General features: G+C 44.0%; 20 protein-coding genes. 14 read left to right on the top strand and 6 right to left on the bottom strand.

Annotated features, from left to right (window positions below):
- Positions 1 to 582 precede the first annotated feature (582 nt).
- From rppH to lgt, 4 genes are read left to right on the top strand one after another with little or no spacing between them, the layout of a single operon-like run.
- Entirely contained in the window at positions 583 to 1,101 is a 519-nt protein-coding gene (gene rppH / locus CSW98_RS16785) for an RNA pyrophosphohydrolase (RefSeq protein WP_100801642.1), read from the top strand.
- A 2-nt stretch (positions 1,102 to 1,103) separates the two neighbouring features.
- The gene (gene ptsP / locus CSW98_RS16780) at positions 1,104 to 3,353 is read left to right on the top strand and encodes a phosphoenolpyruvate--protein phosphotransferase (protein ID WP_100801631.1); all 2,250 of its coding nucleotides are present in this window, start codon (positions 1,104 to 1,106) and stop codon (positions 3,351 to 3,353) included.
- Positions 3,354 to 3,361: 8 nt separating this feature from the next.
- Entirely contained in the window at positions 3,362 to 4,156 is a 795-nt protein-coding gene (locus tag CSW98_RS16775; RefSeq protein ID WP_100801630.1) for a sulfite exporter TauE/SafE family protein, read from the top strand.
- Positions 4,157 to 4,187: 31 nt separating this feature from the next.
- Positions 4,188 to 4,988 carry a prolipoprotein diacylglyceryl transferase gene (lgt, locus tag CSW98_RS16770; RefSeq protein WP_100801629.1) on the top strand — a complete coding sequence of 267 codons (801 nt, stop codon included), beginning with the start codon at positions 4,188 to 4,190 and terminating at the stop codon, positions 4,986 to 4,988.
- 51 nt (positions 4,989 to 5,039) lie between these two features.
- Here lgt and CSW98_RS16765 read toward each other — a convergent pair whose 3' ends face one another.
- Positions 5,040 to 5,507, bottom strand: coding sequence for a heme-degrading domain-containing protein (locus CSW98_RS16765; protein ID WP_100801628.1), 468 nt, complete (start codon positions 5,505 to 5,507; stop codon positions 5,040 to 5,042).
- A gap of 137 nt (positions 5,508 to 5,644) precedes the next feature.
- Entirely contained in the window at positions 5,645 to 8,149 is a 2,505-nt protein-coding gene (gene ptsP, locus CSW98_RS16760) for a phosphoenolpyruvate--protein phosphotransferase (protein WP_100801627.1), read from the bottom strand.
- Positions 8,150 to 8,658: 509 nt separating this feature from the next.
- On the opposite strand from ptsP (CSW98_RS16760), the gene CSW98_RS16755 reads away from it, so the two are divergent.
- The 7 genes from CSW98_RS16755 to CSW98_RS16725 all read left to right on the top strand — a co-directional run bounded on the left by CSW98_RS16755 (position 8,659) and on the right by CSW98_RS16725 (position 15,382).
- Entirely contained in the window at positions 8,659 to 9,738 is a 1,080-nt protein-coding gene (locus tag CSW98_RS16755; protein WP_100801626.1) for a PTS fructose transporter subunit EIIC, read from the top strand.
- Between the two features lie 104 nt (positions 9,739 to 9,842).
- Positions 9,843 to 10,160: a PTS fructose-like transporter subunit IIB gene (locus CSW98_RS16750; protein WP_100801625.1), complete on the top strand. Its 318-nt coding sequence runs from the start codon at positions 9,843 to 9,845 to the stop codon at positions 10,158 to 10,160.
- Between the two features lie 80 nt (positions 10,161 to 10,240).
- Positions 10,241 to 12,541 carry a formate C-acetyltransferase gene (locus tag CSW98_RS16745; RefSeq protein WP_100801624.1) on the top strand — a complete coding sequence of 767 codons (2,301 nt, stop codon included), beginning with the start codon at positions 10,241 to 10,243 and terminating at the stop codon, positions 12,539 to 12,541.
- Complete coding sequence (locus CSW98_RS16740) at positions 12,507 to 13,376, top strand: [formate-C-acetyltransferase]-activating enzyme (protein ID WP_100801623.1); 870 nt, start codon at positions 12,507 to 12,509, stop codon at positions 13,374 to 13,376. Before CSW98_RS16745 ends, CSW98_RS16740 begins: the two co-directional genes overlap by 35 nt.
- 2 nt (positions 13,377 to 13,378) lie before the next feature.
- Positions 13,379 to 14,236, top strand: coding sequence for an SDR family oxidoreductase (locus CSW98_RS16735; protein ID WP_232733548.1), 858 nt, complete (start codon positions 13,379 to 13,381; stop codon positions 14,234 to 14,236).
- 15 nt (positions 14,237 to 14,251) lie between these two features.
- Positions 14,252 to 14,929 (top strand): transaldolase family protein, encoded by a 678-nt coding sequence (locus tag CSW98_RS16730; protein ID WP_100801621.1) that lies wholly within the window; start codon positions 14,252 to 14,254, stop codon positions 14,927 to 14,929.
- A 117-nt stretch (positions 14,930 to 15,046) separates the two neighbouring features.
- Positions 15,047 to 15,382, top strand: coding sequence for a fructose PTS transporter subunit IIB (locus CSW98_RS16725; protein ID WP_100801620.1), 336 nt, complete (start codon positions 15,047 to 15,049; stop codon positions 15,380 to 15,382).
- 6 nt (positions 15,383 to 15,388) lie between these two features.
- Here CSW98_RS16725 and CSW98_RS16720 read toward each other — a convergent pair whose 3' ends face one another.
- The 3 genes from CSW98_RS16720 to CSW98_RS16710 form a co-directional block, all read right to left on the bottom strand.
- A complete protein-coding gene (locus CSW98_RS16720) occupies positions 15,389 to 16,279 on the bottom strand; it encodes a helix-turn-helix domain-containing protein (protein WP_232733547.1) in 891 nt (296 codons plus the stop codon).
- 49 nt (positions 16,280 to 16,328) lie between these two features.
- A complete protein-coding gene (locus tag CSW98_RS16715) occupies positions 16,329 to 17,180 on the bottom strand; it encodes a thymidylate synthase (protein ID WP_100801618.1) in 852 nt (283 codons plus the stop codon).
- A gap of 147 nt (positions 17,181 to 17,327) precedes the next feature.
- Positions 17,328 to 18,476, bottom strand: a complete 1,149-nt coding sequence (locus tag CSW98_RS16710) for a Na/Pi symporter (protein WP_198517361.1) — start codon at positions 18,474 to 18,476, stop codon at positions 17,328 to 17,330.
- Between the two features lie 386 nt (positions 18,477 to 18,862).
- On the opposite strand from CSW98_RS16710, the gene nhaR reads away from it, so the two are divergent.
- Both nhaR and CSW98_RS16700 read left to right on the top strand, forming a co-directional pair.
- Entirely contained in the window at positions 18,863 to 19,753 is an 891-nt protein-coding gene (gene nhaR, locus CSW98_RS16705; RefSeq protein ID WP_100801616.1) for a transcriptional activator NhaR, read from the top strand.
- A 145-nt stretch (positions 19,754 to 19,898) separates the two neighbouring features.
- Entirely contained in the window at positions 19,899 to 20,195 is a 297-nt protein-coding gene (locus CSW98_RS16700) for an ArsR/SmtB family transcription factor (RefSeq protein WP_100801615.1), read from the top strand.
- A gap of 104 nt (positions 20,196 to 20,299) precedes the next feature.
- Here the strand turns inward: CSW98_RS16700 and rpsT are convergent, their stop codons facing one another.
- On the bottom strand, positions 20,300 to 20,560 hold the full coding sequence (gene rpsT / locus CSW98_RS16695; RefSeq protein ID WP_100801614.1) for a 30S ribosomal protein S20: 261 nt from the start codon (positions 20,558 to 20,560) through the stop codon (positions 20,300 to 20,302).
- Positions 20,561 to 20,918: 358 nt separating this feature from the next.
- On the opposite strand from rpsT, the gene murJ reads away from it, so the two are divergent.
- Positions 20,919 to 22,475, top strand: coding sequence for a murein biosynthesis integral membrane protein MurJ (gene murJ, locus CSW98_RS16690; RefSeq protein WP_100801641.1), 1,557 nt, complete (start codon positions 20,919 to 20,921; stop codon positions 22,473 to 22,475).
- Positions 22,476 to 22,613: the final 138 nt, after the last annotated feature.

Here is a 22,613-nt window from a genome sequence, read left to right as displayed (position 1 = left end):
TTTCAATTAGCAGTTCGGTGAAATGCAGAGGATCATTGCCAGAAGATGGTGTGGTCTTTTTAAGGTTATCCACAGGTATTTCTTTGTTACAGGATCTATTTTCTGTTTACTGGATCAATTAACAGGGAGTTAGTAGTGATAAACCGCTTGCAAAATGGGGTTTCTTCTTATTTGAATATTTGTTGATGTGGATAAAGAGCGGTGTGATGGATCTTTGACCGATCCGTTTTTTTCGAAAAAAAACGTAGCCAGAAAAGATCTTTTTAAGTTCTTAATTAAGATTAACTTATTGTTATTTTGGTATTTTTGTTTTTATTTTTTTGTTCTTATAATTCGTTGGTTGATGCTTGTATGATCTAAGCTTCATTCAGGATCCTAATTCTTCACACACTTATTCACAGAAAAGGTGAATAAATGTGGATTATGTCTCACTCGTGTGTTGATAACTTATTTCTTCACAGAAAGTTATTCAAAATATGGGCTCTGGATAATAAAACTTAAGTAAAATCACCTGCTAAGTTTGCCCCATCTGGGGATATGTGGAAAAATCAGGCCAATAGAAATTTTTTTAGAGGTCAGCCAGTGATCGATGGCGATGGTTACCGCTTAAATGTGGGAATTGTGATTTGTAACAACCATAGTCAGGTATTCTGGGCTAAACGATACGGACAACATTCCTGGCAGTTCCCTCAGGGGGGGATTGATGATGGTGAAACTCCCGAACAGGCAATGTATCGTGAATTATACGAAGAGGTTGGTCTTACAAAACAAGACGTGAAAATCATAGGAACAAGTCGGCACTGGCTAAGGTATCGCCTGCCAAAACGACTGGTTCGCTGGGATTCAAAACCGGTTTGTATCGGACAGAAACAGAAGTGGTTTTTACTGCAGCTGAATTGCGATGAGTCGCAGATTAATATGCAGCGTGGTAATACGCCTGAGTTTGATGGTTGGCGTTGGGTAAGTTATTGGTACCCTGTCAGACAGGTTGTTTCTTTTAAACGAGATGTTTATCGTCGTGCAATGAAAGAGTTTGCATCTGTTGCAATGCCTTTTAGGGAGCGAAAAGTAAAAGGTAAACGTAAAAACCGCAGAGGATAGAAATGCTTACCCAGCTAAGGGATATCGTTGAACAGGTATCAAAAGTCGATGACGTCCATCAGGCTTTTGCTGTTCTGGTTAAAGAAACCTGTAAGGCCATGCAGACCGAGTGCTGTACCGTTTATCTGGCTAATAATGAAAAACAGAGGCTGGAACTGATTGCAACACAGGGTCTGAAGTTTCGGGGTAAAACCATTTATATCGGTTACCATGAAGGACTGGTTGGTCTGGTACGCAGAAATGCGGAGCCTCTTAACTTGGCTAAGGCTTCTGAACACCCCGAGTTTAAATATTTTCCTGAGCTGGGAGAGAATATTTATCACTCTTTTCTCGGTACACCTATTATTCACCGGAAGCAGGTATTGGGTGTACTGGTTATTCAGCAGAAATCTCCCCGTCAGTTTAGTGAAATGGAAGTGTCTTTTCTGGTCACACTGGCGGCTCAGATTGCTGTCATTATTGCTCATGCACAGGCGCAGGGACACTGGCTGATTTCTGATAAAACCAGTGAAGTGATTCAGGGGCTGGGGGCATCGTCCGGTATCGCTGTGGGTTCTTTCTGGTGGGATAATACTCAGCCTGAGCTTTCTGAGGTTTATCCTGCTTCTTCTTTGGATACAGAGCAGGAGCAGGAGCGGATGGCGATGGCAGTGGAAAATGCCACGGTCGATTTTCGCCGGATGCGGAAGAAACTGGATAATGAAATCAATAAAGATGCTCTGGCTATTTTTGATCTTTTTACTCACCTATTGAACGATCCTATGCTGCGTTCTGATCTGAAAAGTCAGATCAATAAAGGGGATCGCGCTGACTGGGCATTAAGGCAGGTTGTGGAAAGTTATTCCAACCGTTTTGCCAAAATGACGGATGTCTATATGCGGGAAAGGGCACAGGATATTCGTGAGCTTGGTCAGCGTCTGCTGTATTTTCTTTATAATACGGAAGCCTGTAGGCTGGAGATGAAGGATCCGGTTATTCTGGTTGTAAGGGAGTTAACCGCTTCAATTCTGGCTGGTATTCCTAAAGATAAATTATTGGCGGTTGTTTCTATGGAAGGAGCCGCCAATTCACACGCAGCAATCCTTTCCAGAGCTCTTGGTATACCGGTGGTGATGGGAGCCAACTGTAATCCTGAAGCCCTGCATGGTAAAACCGGTGTTATAAACGGGTATAATGGTCAAATTCTGGTTGATCCGGATCCACAGATTCTGCACGAATATCGTCTGCTGCAGACGGAAGAATCAGAGTTCTCCCGCATGGTTGAAGGTGAAATCACTGAGCCAGCCAAGACTAAAGATGGATATAACATTGAAGTATTGCTGAATGCTGGGCTGAACGCTGATGCGAATACCGGCATTAATCCCGGGGTTGATGGGGTTGGTTTGTACCGTACGGAGTTTTCTTTTTTACTTCAACACCGTTTTCCTTCTGAAGAAGAGCAGGCACAACAGTATCGGGCAATTTTGCAGACCTATGCCGGGCAAAAAGTGGTGCTGCGTACACTAGATATTGGTGGAGATAAAGCATTGCCATATCTGCCGATAGAAGAGGATAATCCGTTTCTAGGCTGGCGGGGGATCCGCTTTACTTTAGATCATCCGGATATCTTTCTCATTCAGGTCAGAGCCATGCTCCGGGCCAGTATCGGAATAAATAACCTGAGTATTTTGCTGCCGATGATTTCCAGTTGTCAGGAGTTCGATGACGCCATGATGCTGATTTGGCAAGCGTATAATGAGGTGAAACGGCTTTTTCCTGATCTCATCAAGCCACAGATTGGTGTGATGGTCGAAGTACCTTCCATGCTTTATCTATTGCCCATGATGGCAAATGATGTGGATTTTGTTTCTGTCGGAAGTAATGATTTAACCCAGTATTTATTGGCCGTTGATCGAAATAACACCCGTGTGGCTGATATTTATGAATCGATGCATCCGGCAGTGATTATGGCACTGAAACAGATCAGGGATATCTGTACTCGTTATCAGTTACCGGTTTGTGTCTGTGGTGAGCTGGCGGGAGATCCTATCGGGGCATTATTATTGACCGGACTGGGTTACCGCTCTCTGAGTATGAACGCTTCTAATGTGGCACGGATTAAGTACCTGCTGCGTCAGTCTGACTGTTCGGAATTAAACGAGTTGGCGGAAAAGGCTCTCATGCAATCGTATGGGCATAAGATATCTAATATTGTATTTAGGTATCTGGAAGAAAAAGGGCTGGCCGGGTTGGTTCGGGCCGGTAATAAATAGAGGTTATCTTGAATTACGAATTATTAGTGATGCTTTTCCTTATTGGGGGTATCGTCGGTATTATGGCTGGTCTGCTGGGTATCGGGGGCGGAATTATCGTGGTTCCGGTTTTGTTGTGGCTGCTGCCGGAAGCCGGGATTGGTGCTGATAATATTATGCATATTGCACTGGCAACCTCTCTTTCTACTATTATCGTGACATCCGCTTCGTCGGTTCGTAACCATCTGAGAAAAGGGAATGTTGATCTGTTTGTCGTAAAATGGCTGATCCCCGGCATTATTTTGGGAGGATTTCTGGGGGCTTATGTTGCTGAACTGGTTCCGGCTGACAGTCTGCCTAAAATATTTGGTGTGATTTTACTGGGGCTGGCACTGCAGATGTTTCTCTCGGTTAAAACCACAAAAGCACGTCATATGCCGGGAAAAGTTTGTATGGCGCTGTCTGGCGTGCTTATCGGTACGGTAGCAACACTAGCCGGGATCGGTGGTGGCTCGCTTACAGTCCCTTTCCTGAGCCGATTTGGTGTTGAGATGCGAAAAGCTATTGGCTCGGCTTCAGCCTGTGGTTTTATGGTTGCAGTATCCGGTATGATCGGTTTTGTATTGAATGGAGCCGGAGAAGAAAACTTACCGGATTACAGCCTTGGCTATGTATACCTTCCTGCTATGTTTGCGATTGTGGCTGCATCTATGTTCACTACCCGTATTGGGGTGTCATTAACTACCCGGTTGCCAACCCGTTTGCTGAAAAAAGTATTTGCTGTTTTTTTGCTGTTTGTCGCTGGTAAGATGCTGTTTATCTGATTGATCCATCCTGTTTAAAAAGAGAATGTTTATGACTCAGGGGTTTATTGAGTTTCCACAGATTGATCCTGTTCTGGTTTCGCTTGGGCCTTTGTCCATTCGTTGGTATGGGCTGATGTACTTGTTTGGCTTTATCTTTGCTCTGTGGCTGGCAAACCGGCGGGCAGATAAAAAAAGCAGCGGATGGAGCAGAGAGCAAGTTTCGGACTTATTATTTGCTGGTTTTTTAGGGGTTGTTATAGGCGGACGGGTTGGTTACGTTCTGTTTTATCATTTTGATTTGTTTATGGATGATCCCCTGTATTTGTTTAAAGTCTGGACAGGTGGTATGTCTTTCCACGGAGGGCTTCTGGGGGTTATCAGTGCTATGTACTGGTATGGCTGGAAAAATAAACGCTCTTTCTTTAGTGTTGCCGATTTTATTGCGCCACTGGTTCCTTTCGGGTTGGGCATGGGCAGACTGGGGAATTTTATGAATGATGAGCTTTGGGGACGGGTGACGGATGTGCCATGGGCTATCCTGTTTCCTAGTGGTGGTTATCTGCCACGTCATCCTTCCCAGTTGTATGAATTTGCACTGGAAGGGCTACTGTTGTTTGCTATTTTAAATCTGTTTATTCGTAAACCAAGACCTGCCGGTTCGGTTTCTGGATTGTTTTTAACAGGTTATGGCGTATTCCGGTTTATCGTTGAGTATTTCCGTGAACCTGATGCTCACCTTGGGTTATTTAGCGGCATTATTTCTATGGGACAGATCCTGTCGTCTCCAATGATTATTATCGGGATTCTGATGATGGTTTGGGCATATCGGGCAGAGTCGAAAAAAATATAGTTTTTGGGTGTTATCAAGGCTGTACCGTATGATGGTACGGCCTGCTTTTTATTATTTCTCATTACACAGGAATTCTTCCAGCACATCGACAATCAGCTGGTGGTCTTCAGCCTGCGACAGACCAGAAACCGTAATGGCTCCTATTGTACCGACATTGCGGATGTTGAGAGGGAAGCTGCCACCGAATGGGGCAAATTCACAGGGGTCAACCAGTGATGCTTCAGCAATAGATTTTCCCTTTGCTTTATAGTAGTTACCGACATACCACGAACTGTTTTGATAGCGTTGAACTACGTTTCTTTTACGTCGAATCCATTCGACATTGTCGAGGCGAGTTCCTGGCATGGTATAACTGAAAATACACAGGCTGTTCATAGTGATATCAATAGCAATCTTTGCTTCTTTCTGTTCTGCTGCTTTTTTTAATGCACATCCCAGTTCCCAGGCTCTTGTATGGGAAAAATGGAGAAACTGTAGTCGTTGCTCTTGTTGCAAAAGGTGGTCTAAAAGTTTGTTCATTGCTCAGTCCTTATTTGGCATCCCTGATATAAGTGATAATGAAAAAGGGCAGTACTGAATAAGTACTGCCAATATCCCGAAGGAGAGTATATCACCATATGAAATGTAACATTTTGAAATAGAAGGAATCTTTGTGTTTATAATTCCAGTTCAGCCTTAAGTATTGTTTCGATAGCTTCGGTTGATGCTGCATTCATCAGGTTTTGGCGGAACTCGGCATGCATAATACGTCGAGCTAATTTAGAGAAGATTTTCATATGTTGATCTCCTGCAGCGTGTTTATTCAGGGTCAGCATAATGACAAACTGCGCTTCTTCATCTCCCCAGGTTATGGGGTTAGCTAAGCGGGATACACTAATAGTGGATTGCTCGATATGTTCACTTTTGGTGTGAGGAATCGCGAAACCAAAGCCCAGCCCCGTAGAAAAAACATCCTCACGCGCCCATAAATCATCAGCTAGTTTTTGTGGGTAGCGGCAGCGACCTGCCAGAAACAGGTTGTCGGAAAGCGTCTTGATTACCTCTTCCTTGCTGCGGAGATCATTGTCCAGCGTAATACACTCCTGGGAAATCAGTGGTGCATCACTCTGCTCCATACGGAACTGAGCCAGCAGGTGTTCTACTTCCAGAGAAGTGCGGCACTGCATGGCCTTATTCAGCAACCGGCGACAGGAGCGGCTGTCCAGTTTTGCTATCCGTTCTTTGGTAGCAGGAATACTCGGAGCACTCATACTGATCTCATCCAGACCCAAACCTACCAGCAGTGGTAGCACCGATCCTTTGGCACCCAGTTCACCACACAGACCGATCCATTTGCCATGACGGTGAACTTCACGTACGACATGATCCAGGGTTCTCAGAAAAGCCGGGTTTAAGCTGTTGTAGTGCTTGGTTACTTTGGCGTTGTCTCTGTCTACAGCCATCAGATATTGGGTTAGGTCGTTACTGCCGATACTGAAGAAGTCGATCTCTTCACAGCATTGATCGATGATAAAGGCCACTGATGGAACCTCCAGCATGATGCCCAGCGGGATCTTCTCGTCGAAGGGAATATGTTCGGTGCGGAGTTCTTTACGTACCTCCGCCAGCACATCTTTCACCCACAAGATCTCTTCCAGAGAAGAAATCATCGGGATCATGATCTTCAATGAACCGTGAGCCGAAGCGCGAAGGATGCTGCGTAGCTGTATCTTGAACATGTCTAAGAACTCTTCGTAGATACGCACGGCACGATACCCCAGAAACGGGTTGTTTTCCTGAGGAATATTTAGGTAGTCCACCGGTTTATCACCACCGATATCAATGGTTCGAATGATTATCGATCTATCGTTTGCTGCATCCAGAGCCTGACAGAATATGTTGTACAGTTCATCTTCATCCGGGGCTGAGTCGCGATCCATGTATAGCATCTCAGTGCGGAACAGTCCGATGGCTTCTGCACCGTTACCAAATGCAGATTTAGCTTCCACTGAATGAGCGATATTAGCGGCGATCTCCAGCTTTTGGTCATCTGCAGTTTTACCTTGTTTCTCACGAAACTTGCTCTGACGTTGTTCAATAATGCTGGCCATGCGCTGTTCTTCTGCGTAGTAGCGGCGCAGAGGTTCGGTGATCTCTGTTGCAACCAGTCCTAGGTTGCCATCAACGAAAACCTGAGTATCGACCAAGGCTGACAGTTTGGTTTCATCAATACCGACGAGAGTTGGGATGGCAAAAGATCGAGCCAGGATGACTGTGTGGGAAGTACTGCCACCGTGAGTCAGGATGAGTCCTTTCAGAAGTTTTTTATCCAGTTCAAGAAACTGACTCGGTGTCAGGTCGTCGGCAATACAGATACTCGGCTGCTCAAGCGTGAGCTGGTTGGAGAACTTGTCTTCACCATAGAGAGTCTGAAGTAACTGAAAACAGACGTCACGAATATCCAGTTCACGTTCACGCATATAGGCAGAAGTTGAGTTTTGCAGTTGTTCGCTGAAATGTTTGGCGGTCGCGATAACGGCATCAGCACAACTGCGTCCTTCTACGAGGTTTGCTTCCAGTGTTTGGTGAAATTCAGCATCTTTAACAATCGAAATATGGGCTGTAATAACTTCCGCTTCAGTATGGTTCGTGGTGGTTATCTGTAATTCAAATGTTCGGTAAAGTTGTTTTAAGCCTTTTGATAAAGCGGCTTTTTCTTCTGCAATTGTTCGATTTTCAGGAAGATCATTCAGGTTATCGAAGTTGATTGCACCAACTTGAACCAATTGGCCAGATCCAAATCCGCTGCTAACTGCGTGGCCGCGAATTACAGGTATATTCAGATTGGAAAAATTACGCGGAAGAATGCTCAGTTCCCCATCATTCTGCTCAGTTTGTTCCAGAGGGGCATCACAGTGTGGAAATTCGTGTTGAATAAAAGAGAAAAGTTTCTGGAATGCTGCATCTTCGTCTTTACCTTCGATAAAAACCAGACATGGATCTCCTTGCAATGTATCAGTGCCTATCAGGGAGAGTACACTTTTTGCGTTGGCAGAAATACCGGTACGTTCATTTTTCCACTGAATGTCAGCTTCAAATTCATTACACAATGCCTCTACATAGCTCGCCGGACGAGCATGGACACCATTTGGCAGCTCACAAGAGAAAGAGAAGGTTTTCATAAATACTGTCCTCAGAACGAATAATTTTTTTGCCTCTGAATCGGTTGCTTCATCGGGTTCATTTTGTTTTTACACAATAAAACGTCATTTTTATTATCTCTATTGGAGATTTCTTCGTTTTACTGGATATTTGTTATATTTGTTCTCGAGTGTGATCTCTGTCTAATATGCTGTGTATATGGATAAAAAAGTGAAGGTTCTAAATGTGTGTTTTGTTTTTATTTTTTACTAATTTGTTTATTTTCATGTAATTAGTTTTGTATTTTTATCTTTTTATGTCAGGGTGACTATTGTGTGTTGTAGATCACCTTCTGAATTTGATCTTACAAAAATCCAGTAAATAGAAGTTTTATCTTCTAACTTGATAGCATATTTGCTAACTATATTAGTGTCACAACTTCGAAGGTTAGTATCGGTAATTCCGATGCTGTGAACTTATTGCGCAGTAAGTAAACGTGAACAAATCCAAGACTAACTATTAAAAGCTTTGTGCTCTAAGGAACAATGTTATGAATGACATCATTTCCATACTGAAAAATACAAGACAGCACCTGATGACGGGTGTATCCCATATGATTCCATTTGTTGTTGCAGGCGGTATTTTGCTAGCAGCATCGGTTATGTTGTACGGTAAAGGTGCTGTACCCGAAGAGGGAACCTGGCTGCACGATTTGTTCTTTATCGGCGTGGCAGGTTTCCAGTTAATGGTGCCGATTCTTGCAGCTTATATTGGCTACTCGATTGCTGATCGCTCAGCTCTTGCTCCGTCTGCAATTGCTGCTTTTATTGGTGCCAATATGTACAACACGGGCTTCTTTGGCGCTATCTTCGCCGGTATTTTGGGCGGTATCGTTGTTCATTATCTGAAAAAGATAAAGGTTCCTGCATTTGCCCGTTCCATTATGCCCATTTTTGTCATTCCTATTATTGGTACGTTTATTACTGCGGGTGCAATTGTTTGGGGAATTGGTGAGCCAATCGGTTCGGCTACCGCTGCTCTGACTGGTTTTCTTAAAGGTATGCAGGATTCCAGTATCGTTGTGTTGGCAATTATTATGGGTTTGATGATCGCATTCGATATGGGGGGGCCGGTAAACAAGGTGGCATATGCATTTGTCATTCTGTGTGTAGGGGAAGGCATTTATAACGTTGCTGGTATCTCTTCAGTGGCTGTGGCTGTCCCGTCTGTCGGGATGGGGCTGGCAACCTTTATGAATAAAAAACTGTATGCTGCTGACGAACAGGAGGCCGGCCGCGCATCTATTCTGATGGGAACCATGGGGATAACTGAAGGTGCTATTCCGTTTGCGGCTGCAGATCCTCTGAGAGTATTGCCTTCTATCATGATTGGTACAGCTTGTGGTTCTGTAATCGCTGCTGTACTTGGTGTCAAAAGTTTTGCAGCATGGGGTGGGCTGATTGTACTGCCGGTAGTGGAGGGTCGTTTTAGTTTTATTATTGCACTGGCTGCGGGTTCGGTTGTCACTGCACTTATGGTGAACTTTCTTAAAGCTCGCCGTAAGGTTGGTGCAGGAAAACAGACAACAACGAAATCAGATGAGGTAGATCTAGATATTTCGATTGGTTAATTCATATCCGTATTCAATAGATGATTTGGTTCATTATTCAATGCAGAGCTGTTTGTCAGAAGACTGGCAGCTCTTCCTAACAAAAATATCTCAGGAGAAACAATATGGTCAATGTCGTCGCTGTTACCGCATGTCCGTCGGGTGTAGCACATACATATATGGCTGCAGAAGCAGTAGAAGCAGCCGCAAAAGATAAGGGCTGGAGCTGTAAGGTAGAGACTCAGGGCTCTATCGGTATTGAAAACGCGCTGACAGCAGATGAAGTTGCTGCCGCAGATGTGGTTATTTTGACCAAAGATATCGATATTAAAAATCAGGAACGTTTCGAAGGTAAAGTCGTTGTTCGTATCGGGGTTAGTGATGCAGTGAAGAGAGCGGCTGCGGTTATGGATAAGATAGAAGCACATCTGGCAAACGTTTAATGCATTAATTCCTCTCTCTTATCAGGAACAAGGGAGGGTATATAACAAGACTCAACACCTCATTATTAACGGAGCTTGCTATGAGCACTGTAAGAATAGAAAAACTTAAATCTGCACTGTTTGAAGCGAACAGAGAAATATCACTGGAACGTGCACTTCTGTATACAGAAAGTCACCAAAAGACGGAAGGTGAGCATACGCTTCTTCGCCGTGCAAAAGCTACTGCTCATATTCTTGATCATGTTGCAATTTCCATCCGTGAAAATGAACTGATTGCCGGTAACCGTACTGTTAAGCCACGTGCCGGTATTGTGTCGCCGGAAATGGATCCGTACTGGATAGATAAAGAGCTGGATACCTTTGATACCCGCCCACAAGACCGGTTTTATATCTCGGAAAAAGAGAAAGCCATCTATCGTGAACAACTGCTGCCGTACTGGTCAGAGCGTTCCATGAAAGATTTTATAAATAGCCAGTTTCCGGAAGAGATTAAAGCCGCAGTAGGTCAGAAGGTTTTCAGCGTAAATCAGACTGACAAAGGCCAGGGACATATTATCATCGATTTTGAACGCCTGCTCAGCAATGGCCTTGGCGCATTAGCTGATGAACTGGAGTCTCGGGCACTGTCTAATCCTGACAATGTTTTCTACCAGTCGGTACTTATTCTTCTGCAGGCATCTATCCGACATATTCGTCGCTATGAAACACTGGCCGCTGAGATGGCCTCGCAGTGTGAAGATGTTAGCAGAAAACACGAACTGAATATGATTGCCAGGGTATCTGGAAAGATAGCCACAGAAAAGCCGGATAACTTTATCGAAGCGTGTCAGCTGTTCTGGTATATGAATATTATTCTGCAATATGAGTCGAATGCCAGTTCTCTGTCTCTGGGACGATTTGATCAGTATATGCTGCCTTTTTACCGGAAGTCAGTGGCGCAGAATGAAGATACCGCGTTTTTGCGGGAATATCTGGAGAGTCTGTGGATCAAAACTAACGATATTGTGTTATTGCGTTCATCAGGTAGTGCGAAGTTTTTTGCCGGCTTTCCGACCGGCTACACCATTCTGCTGGGGGGGTTAACGGAAACGGGCCAAAGTGCCGTTAATGAACTGTCTACCTTATGCCTTGATGCCTATCAGAGTATTCAGCTTCCACAGCCAAACTTGGGTGTGCGGGTAAATGAGTTTATTGATCGGGCATTTTTAAATAAAGCGGCGGAAACCATTCGTTTGGGGACGGGGATTCCTCAGGTATTCAATGATGAAGTAATTGTGCCTGCTTTTCTTAACCGTGGTGTGTCTCTGGAAGATGCCCGTGACTATGCGGTTGTAGGGTGTGTAGAGTTGTCTATTCCAGGCAAAACTTATGGTCTGCATGATATTGCGATGTTTAATCTGCTTAAGGTGATGGAGCTAACGCTTAAGAGTAACGAAAATAACACAAATGTTACTTATGACAGCCTGATGTCCCAGATGAAAGAAGATATCTGCCATTATGTGAAGTTGATGATCGATGGCTCTAATATTTGCGATATCGGCCATCGCGACTGGGCTCCGGTACCACTGCTCTCTTCTTTTATCAGTGACTGTATCGAGAATGGTAAAGATATTACCTATGGTGGCGGACGGTATAACTTCTCAGGGGTTCAGGGAATAGGTATTGCTAACTTGTCTGACTCACTACATGCACTAAAACGATATGTCTTTGAAGAAAAACGCAGCACATTTAAGGCATTTATTCAGTTATTGAACGCTAACTTCGATTTGGAAGGGGGGGATAAAATCCGGGCTCGTTTGATTAACCGGTATGAAAAATACGGTAATGATATTGATTCCGTCGATCAAATCGGTTCTGAGCTGTTGCGTCTGTTTTGTAAAGAGGTTGAACGTTATAGCAATCCTAGGGGAGGTATGTTTACTCCTGGATCTTATACTGTTTCCGCTCATGTACCTTTAGGTGCTGTTGTTGGTGCGACACCTGACGGACGTTTGTCTGGTGAACAGCTGGCAGACGGCGGGCTTTCTCCTATGCTGGGTAAAGATCATCAGGGACCAACTGCTGTGCTTAAATCGGTTTCTAAGCTGGATAATTATCTGCTGTCTAACGGCAGTTTGCTGAATGTGAAGTTTACACCATCTACATTGGAGGGGGATGCGGGGCTGAATAAACTGAGTCAGTTTCTGCGAGCTTTTATGAAGCTGAAACTGCAGCATATTCAATTCAATGTGCTGAATGCGGATATGTTACGTAAAGCCCAGGAAAATCCGGAAGATTATGCAGGGCTGGTGGTACGGGTAGCTGGATATAGCGCTTTCTTCGTTGAACTGTCGAAAGAGATCCAGGATGACATTATTCGAAGAACTGCTCATGAACTGTGAGCAGAAAGCTCGGGAAACCGGGCGAATATTTAATATCCAGCGCTATTCTCTGCATGATGGGGAGGGGATCCGTACTGTCGTATTTTTCAAGGGATGCCCTTTAAAATGTCCGTGGTGTTCGAATCCTGAGTCTCGTTCTTTGCAGTCACAAGTGATCCGGCGGGAAGTGAAATGTCTTCACTGTAGTCAGTGTGATATGGATGTTGATGATTGTCCCGGAGGGGCTCTGGAAATAGTCGGCAGGGATATGAGTGTGGAGGAGATCCTTGCTGAGATAGAGAAAGATGATGTGTTCTTCCGAACGTCTGGCGGAGGCGTCACTTTATCCGGAGGGGAAGTTCTTATGCAGGCTCCGTTTGCCATTATGCTGTTGAAACGACTTAAGCAGTTAGGTTACCGGACAGCGATTGAAACATCTGGCCAGGGCAATATAAAACAGTTACTCAGGCTGGGAGCTTTGTGTGATGAAGTCTTGTTTGACTTCAAGATTATGGATTCAGAACGTTCCAGACAGGTGACCGGAATTGATTTGGAGCGGGTACTGGCCGGTTTTAGTCAACTGGCTGGTATGGGGATTAACGTTATTCCCCGATTACCGTTGATCCCCGGTTACACATTAAGTTTGACTAATGTGGATAAAATATTGGCATTTCTACGGCCATTTCAGTTGCGCGAACTGCATATTCTGCCTTTCCACCAGTATGGTGCAAGCAAATACGAAACGTTTAATCTGGAATATGCTTTCAAAGATGTTCCTGTCCCCGGTACAGAAGAGATCGCTTCTGTTTGTCGTCATATTGAAGCTTATGGTTACACAGTCATCATTGGAGGTTAATGATGCAGAAAATACTTATAACGGGTGCAAACGGTTTTTTTGGTACTCGTTTTATTCAGTTGTATCAGAATCGGTATGCCATTACGGCAACAGATGTGGAGCAACTGGATATTACAAATGCAGAGGAGGTCTCTGCGATATTTTCAGAAGTTAATCCGGATTATGTTATTCATGCTGCGGCTATTGCGGTAACGGATTTTTGTAATAAGCATCCGGATATTGCTCATAAAGTTAATGTTCAGGGAGCGGTAAATGTTGCGAAAGCCTGTAAAGATATTGGGGCTAAATTAGTCTTTATCAGTACGGAGCAGGTTTTTAACGGTAATGAGGAAGCGGGTCCATACTCAGAAGGTGATATACCAGCCCCGGATACGGTTTATGGTCAAAATAAACTGGAAGCAGAAAAAGAGCTCAGTTCTATTCTGGATGAATTGTGGATCCTGCGTTTTACCTGGATGTTTGGTCTTCCAGAACGAAATACCAGTATTAATCCGAATGTGTTGTGGAATGTTCTTCAGGCATTGATCTCCGGACAAAAAATGACTGAGCGTCGTAATGAATATCGGGGTCTGACTTATATTCATGAATTAATTGAACAATTTGAAAAGATCTTCGAAATTCCATATGGAATTTATCATACCGGTGCGCATAATCAGGCCAGTCGGTATGAGATTACCCAACATATACTGACTGAAATTGGGCAGAAGGCTCGTCTGGGAGATCTTCTGGGGCACAATGATGCACCAAAGACCCGGGATGTCAGGTTGAATACTTCTAAGCTGGCTGAGCAGGGGGTTGTTTTTACTGAAAGTAAGGCTGCTATTACCCGCTGCCTGAAAGAATTTGGATTTAAGAAATAACCATTGGAGATAAGCATGATTTATATGTTAGATACTGCCAACCCTGAAGCAATAAAAAAAGCACTGGATCTGTATCCTTTGGATGGCGTAACCACCAACCCGTCAATTGTTGCCAAAGAAAACAAACCACTAAAGGATGTACTGACCGGAATTCGTGAAATCATTGGTTCTGAACGTATGTTGCATGCACAGGTGATGGGAACGACTGCCGAGATAATGGTTGAAGAAGCGGAAGCCATGTGTGCTGTAGACCCCTTATTGATTATTAAAGTGCCGGTGACACCTCAGGGTATTAAAGCGATGAAGTTATTGAAAGAGAAAGGCATTCGTATTACAGCAACGGCTATTCTGACACCTCAGCAAGCATTAATGGCGGCCAAAGCCGGGGCGGAGTTTTTGGCTCCTTATGTTAATCGGCTGGATAATATTTGTGGTGACGGAACCCTGCTTGCAGCAGAGATTGCTCACTTAATCAATATATATGGTCTGGATGCAAAAGTACTGGCAGCGTCATTCAAGAACGTTCAACAAGTGCATGAGGTCGCAAAAGCCGGAGCTCAGTCTGTAACAATCGCTCCGGATGTGTTTGATCTTCTTCTGTATCACCCATTGACTGATACTGGCATTGCGGGTTTTAAGGCTGATTGGGATAACGTATATGGGAAGGACAGCACGGTTTTGAATGCGCTTTAAACCGATATAATGATCAGCATCTTACTCTCTGAAAAATCAATAAAACAACATCAGTAAGTCATAAATAATAGAGGTATACTTAGGTTATACCTCTATTTTTTTATCTGTTAATAGATTATGAATATTATTGCTGTTACTGCCTGTATCAGTGGCGTTGCTCATACATATATGGCTGCAGAATTGTTAGAAAAGTTTTGTAAAAAGAATGAGATTCAGATTGAAGTGGAAACTCAGGGTGCACTTGGCAGTGAGCATATTCTGTCTGAAAAGCAGATTCAGAATGCGGATGTAGCTGTGATCATTGCAGATATTAACATTGAAGGAGCTGAACGTTTCGGACAAATAAGGCAGATACGCAGTAATATATCCACATTTTTACGCCAGCCAGAGGAACTGTTTATGCATCTTGATAAGGCTTACCGTTCCCCTCCTGGTACGATTATCCAGCTATAGCCTTTTCTATCCGTTGTCTTTCATCAGAAAGCTATGGCTACGATAGTGAGTACGATATTCTGATGGTGAGCGGGCTGTCTGGTTTCTGAATACCCGGCAAAAATAATTACTGTCACTGAAGCCACATCTGTGTGCGACTTCTTTTACTTTCATATCATATTCTTTGAGCAGATATTTTGCGCGTTCCAGACGTATGTGGTTGAGATGTTCGTTGAACTTCATTCGGCCTTCTTTCTGAAACAGTTGTGACAGGTAATTGGGGGAAACATAAAAATGTTGTGCAACTGATTCCCTGGTCAATGGTTCATGATAGTTCTGCTCAATGTAATCCCGTACAGCTTCAAACAGCGCCTTACTACGGGAAGGGGTTTCAGGGGGATTAGTGATTAGATCTTTGATATGGCTGAACAACGATGCTATCAGCAGTTTTATTGTGTATTGATCATCTTCATGCCAGCGGAGTTCTTCCAGAGACTGTAAAATAAACGTCCCTGTCCGGGGCCCCCGGCGTTGAGTGCTGGTTTTCTGAGGGGTTTCAAACTGCTCTCCGTTCCAGTGCAGTATGCTGATCCCAAAACTTTGTTTGCCTACCAGCACATTAAGCATAGTCACCGGCTTGTTCCATAGTGGCTTATTCCAGCAGTTTGCCGGAATATAAAGAGAATCCCCTTGTGTAAGAACATGGCGGGTTTCGATACCAATATCGTTACCCACTTCCATCTCTACTTCTCCTTCAACCACCATTTCCAGACGCTGAAAGTGAACCTGATATGATAATTCCGGAGGTTCCGGCAGATTACCGGCAAAATACACCCGTCCAATATTCATAGGAGCGTTGAAATAATGGGATAATAGCTCTTCAGGTGATTGGGAAAAGCTTTGAATCATGATGCTCATACAGTTGTATTTGTCCGCGGCAGTGAAATATTAGCTGATCTCTGCGCGATCAAACAGAAAACGGATATCTGATGGCTTCGTGGTGCTGATAATCTTCAACCTCAAAGTCATCCAACGTTACCCAGGTTTCCAAATCTTCCAGCGTCTTAATCTCTGGATTAATAACCAGTTTGGGTGACGGAAGGGGGGATCTTTTTAACTGTACATTTTGCATCAGATCCAGTTGGTCTTCATAGATGTGAGCGTTTACTATCTTATGGTAAGCTTGCCCTGCTTTCTTTCCAGTGATTTGTGCCATGATAGCCAAAAAGAAATAGACCTGAACCATATTAAAGTTTAGCCCTAGCGGGACATCACAACTTCTCTGGGTACTGTTCAGATACAGGGTGTCACCCAACAGGGAAAAATGATGGCTGTACATACAAGGGCGCAGACAGCCCATATGAAATGCACCGGGGTGATAGAACGTGAAAATTTCCCCCCTGTTGTCGATACCTTCAGACAAGTCATCGACAATCTGCCGTAGCAGGTCGATACTACCTCCGTCTGGTTTCGGAAAGTTTCGTCCTACTTTGCCATAGATAAAACCACAGTCATCCGTTCCTTTACGATAAGGATTAGCCAGCCAGTCGGCATTGTCGTTTGCATTGGCATCCCAGGTTTTTGTTCCCAGTTTTCTGAAATCCGCGGCATTATCATAGCCACGGATATAGCCAATGATTTCTGCAATCGCTGATTTCCAGAAGCTCTTTCTGGTGGTGACCAGAGGGAATTCGCTGTTTGCTACATTGTAGGTCAGGTCGGCATTGATAACAGTCAGGCATTTTTTTCCTGTACGCTTATTATCAATCCAAACTCCCTCATCCACGATTCGCTGGCATAACTCTAAGTACTGTTTCATAAATCTGATCTGATGGTTAGTTTAATTGCGGCCAATCGTATCATTTTTATGATCTGGTTTCATTTATCAATCACATAAGCTGGGATCAAAAAAGCCTGCAGGTAAACCTGACAGGCTTAAAGAGATATTTTTTGCTTTGTCCGAACATTACACAGTCAGTGCCAAAATGGTTCCCGGCATGATGATAAAAACACAAAGCAGGTAGGCAGCGACAATGGCTTTATTCTTCATTGCAAGGTCTGAGATAAGATCCGCACCTTTTAGTGGTAGTTCTCTCAGGAATGGTATACCGAAAATCAGTATGGTCGCCATAATGTTAAATGTAAGGTGAACCAGAGCGATCTGAAGAGCAAAAGCAGCAAATTCACCGGTAACAGCGGTTGCAGCCAGCAGAGCTGTAATACAGGTACCGATATTAGCTCCCAGAGTGAATGGATAAACATCCCGAACCTTGAGAACGCCTGTACCAACCAGTGGTACCATCAGGCTGGTTGTTGTAGATGAAGACTGAACCAGTACAGTAACGATAGAGCCAGATAAAATACCGTGCAGTGGCCCCCGTCCAATGGCATGTTTCAGGATATCCCGTGCCCGGCCGACCATGAGGCTTTTCATCAGCTTACCCATTACGGTGATTGCTACAAAGATAGTTGCAATACCAAGAATAATCAGTACGGCACCACTAGCACCATCGCTAAACTGACTGAGAGGCCCTTTCAGAGCGCTGATGACGGGTTTGGTTATTGGTTTAACAAAGTTAAAGCTTTTAATGCTCATATCACCGGTTGCCAGCATTGGGGAAACCAGCCAGTGGGATATTTTTTCCAGCAGTCCAAACATCATTTCCAGTGGTAGAAAAATGGCTACAGCCAGAAGGTTAAAAAAGTCGTGAATGGTGGCACTGGCAAATGCACGTTTGAATTCATTTTTACAGCGCATATGGCCAAGACTGACCAGTGTATTGGTAACGGTTGTGCCTATATTGGCTCCCATCACCATTGGAATAGCGGTTTCAACAGGAAGTCCGCCAGCAACCAGTCCTACAATGATAGACGTTACTGTACTGGAAGACTGGATAAGCGCGGTTGCAACCAGACCTATCATCAGTCCCGCGACAGGATGAGATGCGAACTCAAACAGAATTTTTGCCTGTTCTCCGGCTGCCAGCTTAAAGCCGCTGCCAACCATTGATACGGCCAGTAGCAACAGGTAAAGCATGAAAGCCAGATTGATCCAGCGTAGTGAACGTGAGGCACTGTTTACCGGCTGTGTTGTTGCAGTCGTTGCCTGGTTCATCATAATGTTTTCTCCGTGACCTTTATTGTGGTGGTCAGTTGATTAACCTGACGGCGATACTAGAGACTAAATATTTCAGTTATATGACACTTTTGTAAAAGTGAGATCTGGGTGGTTTTTGAGTGGGAAACCGTTTGTGTGGTATTTTTTATTTTTTAATATTTTGATTTAAAAGAGTTTTGTATTTTCATTGGGTGTGAGGTTTTCACTGTTATTTCATTTGAGCTGTTCTTTTTTATTGAAAAAGATGACATAACTGTCATATTGTAATTTTGAAGATTCGGTATTTCCGAGTGTTTTGTGGTTATTGAGTTGTTTTTTTATGTGTTTGTGTGTATTGGTGGTATGATTGAAAATGGTAAGAACGTTTTCTGGAGTATTTACTGATGTCACACCTTAATTATAATCATCTTTATTATTTCTGGATGGTGTGTAAACAGGGTTCCGTTACTAAAGCTGCAGAGGCTCTTTTTCTGACCCCTCAAACGGTTACCGGGCAGATAAAGGCATTGGAAGACCGGGTTAAAGGAAAATTAACCAAACGTAATGGCAGAAATATTGAGCCAACGGAATTGGGACAGCTTATTTTTAAGTATGCTGATCGTATGTTTGGCCTCAGTTATGAAATGCTGGATATTGTTAATTACAGTCAGCGATCCAATCTTCTGTTTGATGTCGGGGTTTCTGATGCGTTATCCAAACATCTGGTCAGTAAAGTGCTTACCAGTATTGTGCCTGAAGACAATCGTATCCATCTGCGTTGTTTTGAATCTACCCACGAGTTATTAATTGAGCAGCTTTCTCAGCACAAGCTGGATATGATTCTGTCTGATTGTCCGGTAGATTCCAGCCAGAGTCCCGGTTTGTACAGTAAAAAACTCGGAGAATGTACGCTGAGTTTTTTTTGTGCCGGATGCGTCGATACACCAGACTTTCCTGCTATTCTGGAACAGAGAAAGTTGTTGGTTCCCGGTAGCCGTACTTCTATGGGGAGGAAAGTTTCTCAGTGGTTTGAGCAGCAGGGAATCCAACCGAATATTCTGGGAGAATTTGATGATGTTGCACTGATGAAGGCTTTTGCCCGTTATAACAGTGATGCGATATTTCTGGCTCCGCATTTCTATTTGTCAGAAGTGGGTGATGAATTTCAGTTGCAATTGGTTGGTGAGGTCAGAGATTTGAAAGAAGAGTACTACGTAATTTTTGCTGAAAGAATGATCCAGCACCCGGCAGTAAAAAACGTCTGTGATACGGATTTTAGTCATCTATTCGATTGATTTTCGTTTCTGTTAACACAAAAGTGAAAGATAAACGGTGGTGAATACTTTTATACGCTTTATGAATGTATTAACATCCGAAGATTAATTTGCAGGAGTAATATGGCATTGCTCAACCCGGTGTAGTGACCCAGTGGAGGTAAAAATGAACCTACAGGATATGGAGCAGAATTCTGCTCAGGCGGTAGCCCTGTTAAAGGCCATGGCAAATGAGAGGAGATTGCAAATCCTTTGTCTGCTTCATGAGCAGGAGCTTTCTGTCGGAGAATTGTGCGCCAGACTGGATCTGAGTCAGTCTGCTTTGTCACAGCATCTGGCCTGGCTGAGACGGGACGGACTGGTGAATACCCGTAAGGAAGCTCAGACAGTATATTATTCACTGAGAAGTGATGAAGTTAAGCAGATGATTCATTTGTTGCACAGTTTGTACTGTTCGGTATAGCGGTATAGATAGATACATGCCGGAGGGACTCATGTGTTTCCGGCAAAAAAAGATATAAAAAAACCGGCGTAAGCCGGTTTTTTTCTCTTGCTTTAAGGTTCTGATTACAGAGCTTTAATTGCAGCAGAGAAGCGAGACTTATGACGAGCAGCTTTATTCTTGTGAATAAGGCCTTTAGTCGCCATACGGTCAAGGATAGGTGTAACTACAGCGAATGCAGCAGTTGCAGCTTCTTTATCGCCAGCGTTGATAGCTGCGATAGTTTTCTTCATGTAAGTGCGCATCATAGAACGACGGCTAGCATTGTGCTGACGACGTTTTTCAGCTTGGATAGCGCGCTTCTTAGCAGATTTACTGTTTGCCAAGGGTCTAACTCCCAAAAACTTTAGTTCGGTGACAATTTAAGGCGGAGGAATATGCCTCTTTATCGCCGAAATGTCAAATGATTTGTGCAAAAACCCATCTAATCCACACAAATTTTGGAATAGTCAGGTTAACGCGGTTAAGATGGCGGGGATTCTATCAGCATTTTTCTGCCAATGCCATTAAATAAGTGTTCCTTATTGCAGGTTAACCGGCAGGTTACTAGACTGCTGTCGGAACATGACAGATGTAAATTAATTTTATCTGTCATTGGTTTTTATTTTTAACTTTAATATCATGCGGTTGCGTTTTTTGTTTTGTTCCGGCATGGATCTCCTGCTCATTATGGATGAGGTGTTTGTGAGTAAAAAATTGTTAAAGTCCGGCTTGATTGTAAGCATGATGACTTTTATCTCTCGTGTACTTGGCTTGATCAGAGATGTTGTCGTCGCAAATCTGATGGGAGCCGGGGCTAGTGCGGATGTCTTTTTCTTTGCCAACAAGATCCCTAATTTTTTACGTCGTCTGTTTGCTGAAGGAGCATTTTCTCAGGCATTTGTGCCTGTGTTAACCGAATACGAATCGTCCGGTGACAGAGACAAAACCCGGGAGCTTATTGCTCGAGTATCCGGTACTTTGGGTGGTTTGGTCAGTATTGTGACTCTATTTGGTATTGTCGGTTCAGGCGTGGTCACTGCATTATTCGGCGCTGGCTGGTTTATTGACTGGCTGAATGACGGACCGGCAGCCCCAAAGTTTGAGCTGGCCAGTCTGATGCTGAAAATTACGTTTCCTTACCTGTGGTTCATTACTTTTGTGGCGTTGTCCGGTGCTATTTTGAATACTCTGGGTAAGTTTGCAGTGTCGTCTTTTACCCCCGTATTCCTTAATATCATGATTATTGCCTCAGCTCTGTTTATTGCTCCAAACCTAACTCAGCCTGAAATTGGTTTGGCTATCGGGGTGTTTCTTGGTGGGCTGGTTCAGTTCCTGTTTCAAATTCCGTTTCTGCTCAGGGAAGGAATGCTGGTCTGGCCTAAATGGGGATGGCGAGATCCAGGTGTGGTGAAGATCCGAACTTTGATGATCCCTGCTCTGTTTGGTGTTTCAGTCAGTCAGATTAATCTCCTATTCGATACCTTTATTGCCAGCTTTTTACAGACTGGTTCGATAAGCTGGCTGTACTACTCTGATCGGTTACTGGAGTTTCCTCTGGGACTGTTCGGTATTGCTATCGCGACGGTAATTTTGCCCGCTCTTTCCCGAAAACATGTGGATGCTCATAGTGAGGGTTTTTCCAGCACCATGGACTGGGGGATTCGTATGGTCGTATTGCTAGGCCTTCCAGCTATGCTCGGTCTGATGGTCCTGGCGAAGCCAATGATGATGGTGCTGTTTATGCGTGGAGAGTTTACTCCGTCTGATGTTCAGCAGGCTTCATTATCGCTGCTGGCTTACGCATCCGGGTTACTCTGCTTTATGTTGATCAAAGTACTGGCTCCCGGTTATTACTCACGTCAGGATACCAAAACACCGGTGCGATACGGCATCATTGCGATGGTATCCAATATGGTGTTTAACGCTATTCTGGCATTTTTCTATGGTTATATCGGATTGGCAATGGCGACAGCTTTGTCTGCTTTAGTCAATATGGGGCTGTTATATCGCGGTTTGCATCTGGCGAATGTGTATCGTATCAGCAGGCAGACTCTGGGATTTGTAATGCGGTTACTTATTGCCGGAAGCGTTATGGTGGCGGCTATTTTATGGCAACTGGAAGCCATGCCGGTCTGGCTTGCCTGGAGTCTGACAGAGCGAGCCATGATGCTGGCGCTGTTGATCGGTTTTGCCGGGCTGGTCTATATTGCGACGGCCACTGCTTTAGGTGTACGGCTGCACCATTTAAAGGCGGATTAATATACCTAACCATCTTGAAGTTACTTGAGTATGGAGTGTAAGACGGCATGAATAAACAGATATTTTGTTATAGATGGCTTGGTTGAGAGGCACGGAACAAATATTGGAAGCAAAACGGCCACTGGTATATAATCCGTC

Source organism: Vibrio sp. HA2012 (assembly GCF_002812955.1).
Lineage (GTDB): Bacteria > Pseudomonadota > Gammaproteobacteria > Enterobacterales > Vibrionaceae > Vibrio.
This window is presented reverse-complemented; position numbering and strand designations above follow the sequence as displayed.

Bases quoted from the DNA above. Each gene is read 5' to 3' on its own strand.
- lgt (WP_100801629.1), top strand. From the start codon at position 4,188: ATGACTCAGGGGTTTATTGAGTTTCCACAGATTGATCCTGTTCTGGTT.
- CSW98_RS16750 (WP_100801625.1), top strand. From the start codon at position 9,843: ATGGTCAATGTCGTCGCTGTTACCGCATGTCCGTCGGGTGTAGCACAT.
- CSW98_RS16745 (WP_100801624.1), top strand. From the start codon at position 10,241: ATGAGCACTGTAAGAATAGAAAAACTTAAATCTGCACTGTTTGAAGCG.
- nhaR (WP_100801616.1), top strand. From the start codon at position 18,863: ATGTCACACCTTAATTATAATCATCTTTATTATTTCTGGATGGTGTGT.
- CSW98_RS16710 (WP_198517361.1), bottom strand. From the start codon at position 18,476: ATGAACCAGGCAACGACTGCAACAACACAGCCGGTAAACAGTGCCTCA.
- CSW98_RS16720 (WP_232733547.1), bottom strand. From the start codon at position 16,279: ATGAGCATCATGATTCAAAGCTTTTCCCAATCACCTGAAGAGCTATTA.
- CSW98_RS16740 (WP_100801623.1), top strand. From the start codon at position 12,507: ATGACATTATTCGAAGAACTGCTCATGAACTGTGAGCAGAAAGCTCGG.
- CSW98_RS16735 (WP_232733548.1), top strand. From the start codon at position 13,379: ATGCAGAAAATACTTATAACGGGTGCAAACGGTTTTTTTGGTACTCGT.
- ptsP (WP_100801627.1), bottom strand. From the start codon at position 8,149: ATGAAAACCTTCTCTTTCTCTTGTGAGCTGCCAAATGGTGTCCATGCT.
- CSW98_RS16715 (WP_100801618.1), bottom strand. From the start codon at position 17,180: ATGAAACAGTACTTAGAGTTATGCCAGCGAATCGTGGATGAGGGAGTT.
- CSW98_RS16730 (WP_100801621.1), top strand. From the start codon at position 14,252: ATGATTTATATGTTAGATACTGCCAACCCTGAAGCAATAAAAAAAGCA.
- CSW98_RS16765 (WP_100801628.1), bottom strand. From the start codon at position 5,507: ATGAACAAACTTTTAGACCACCTTTTGCAACAAGAGCAACGACTACAG.
- CSW98_RS16700 (WP_100801615.1), top strand. From the start codon at position 19,899: ATGAACCTACAGGATATGGAGCAGAATTCTGCTCAGGCGGTAGCCCTG.
- CSW98_RS16725 (WP_100801620.1), top strand. From the start codon at position 15,047: ATGAATATTATTGCTGTTACTGCCTGTATCAGTGGCGTTGCTCATACA.
- CSW98_RS16755 (WP_100801626.1), top strand. From the start codon at position 8,659: ATGAATGACATCATTTCCATACTGAAAAATACAAGACAGCACCTGATG.
- ptsP (WP_100801631.1), top strand. From the start codon at position 1,104: ATGCTTACCCAGCTAAGGGATATCGTTGAACAGGTATCAAAAGTCGAT.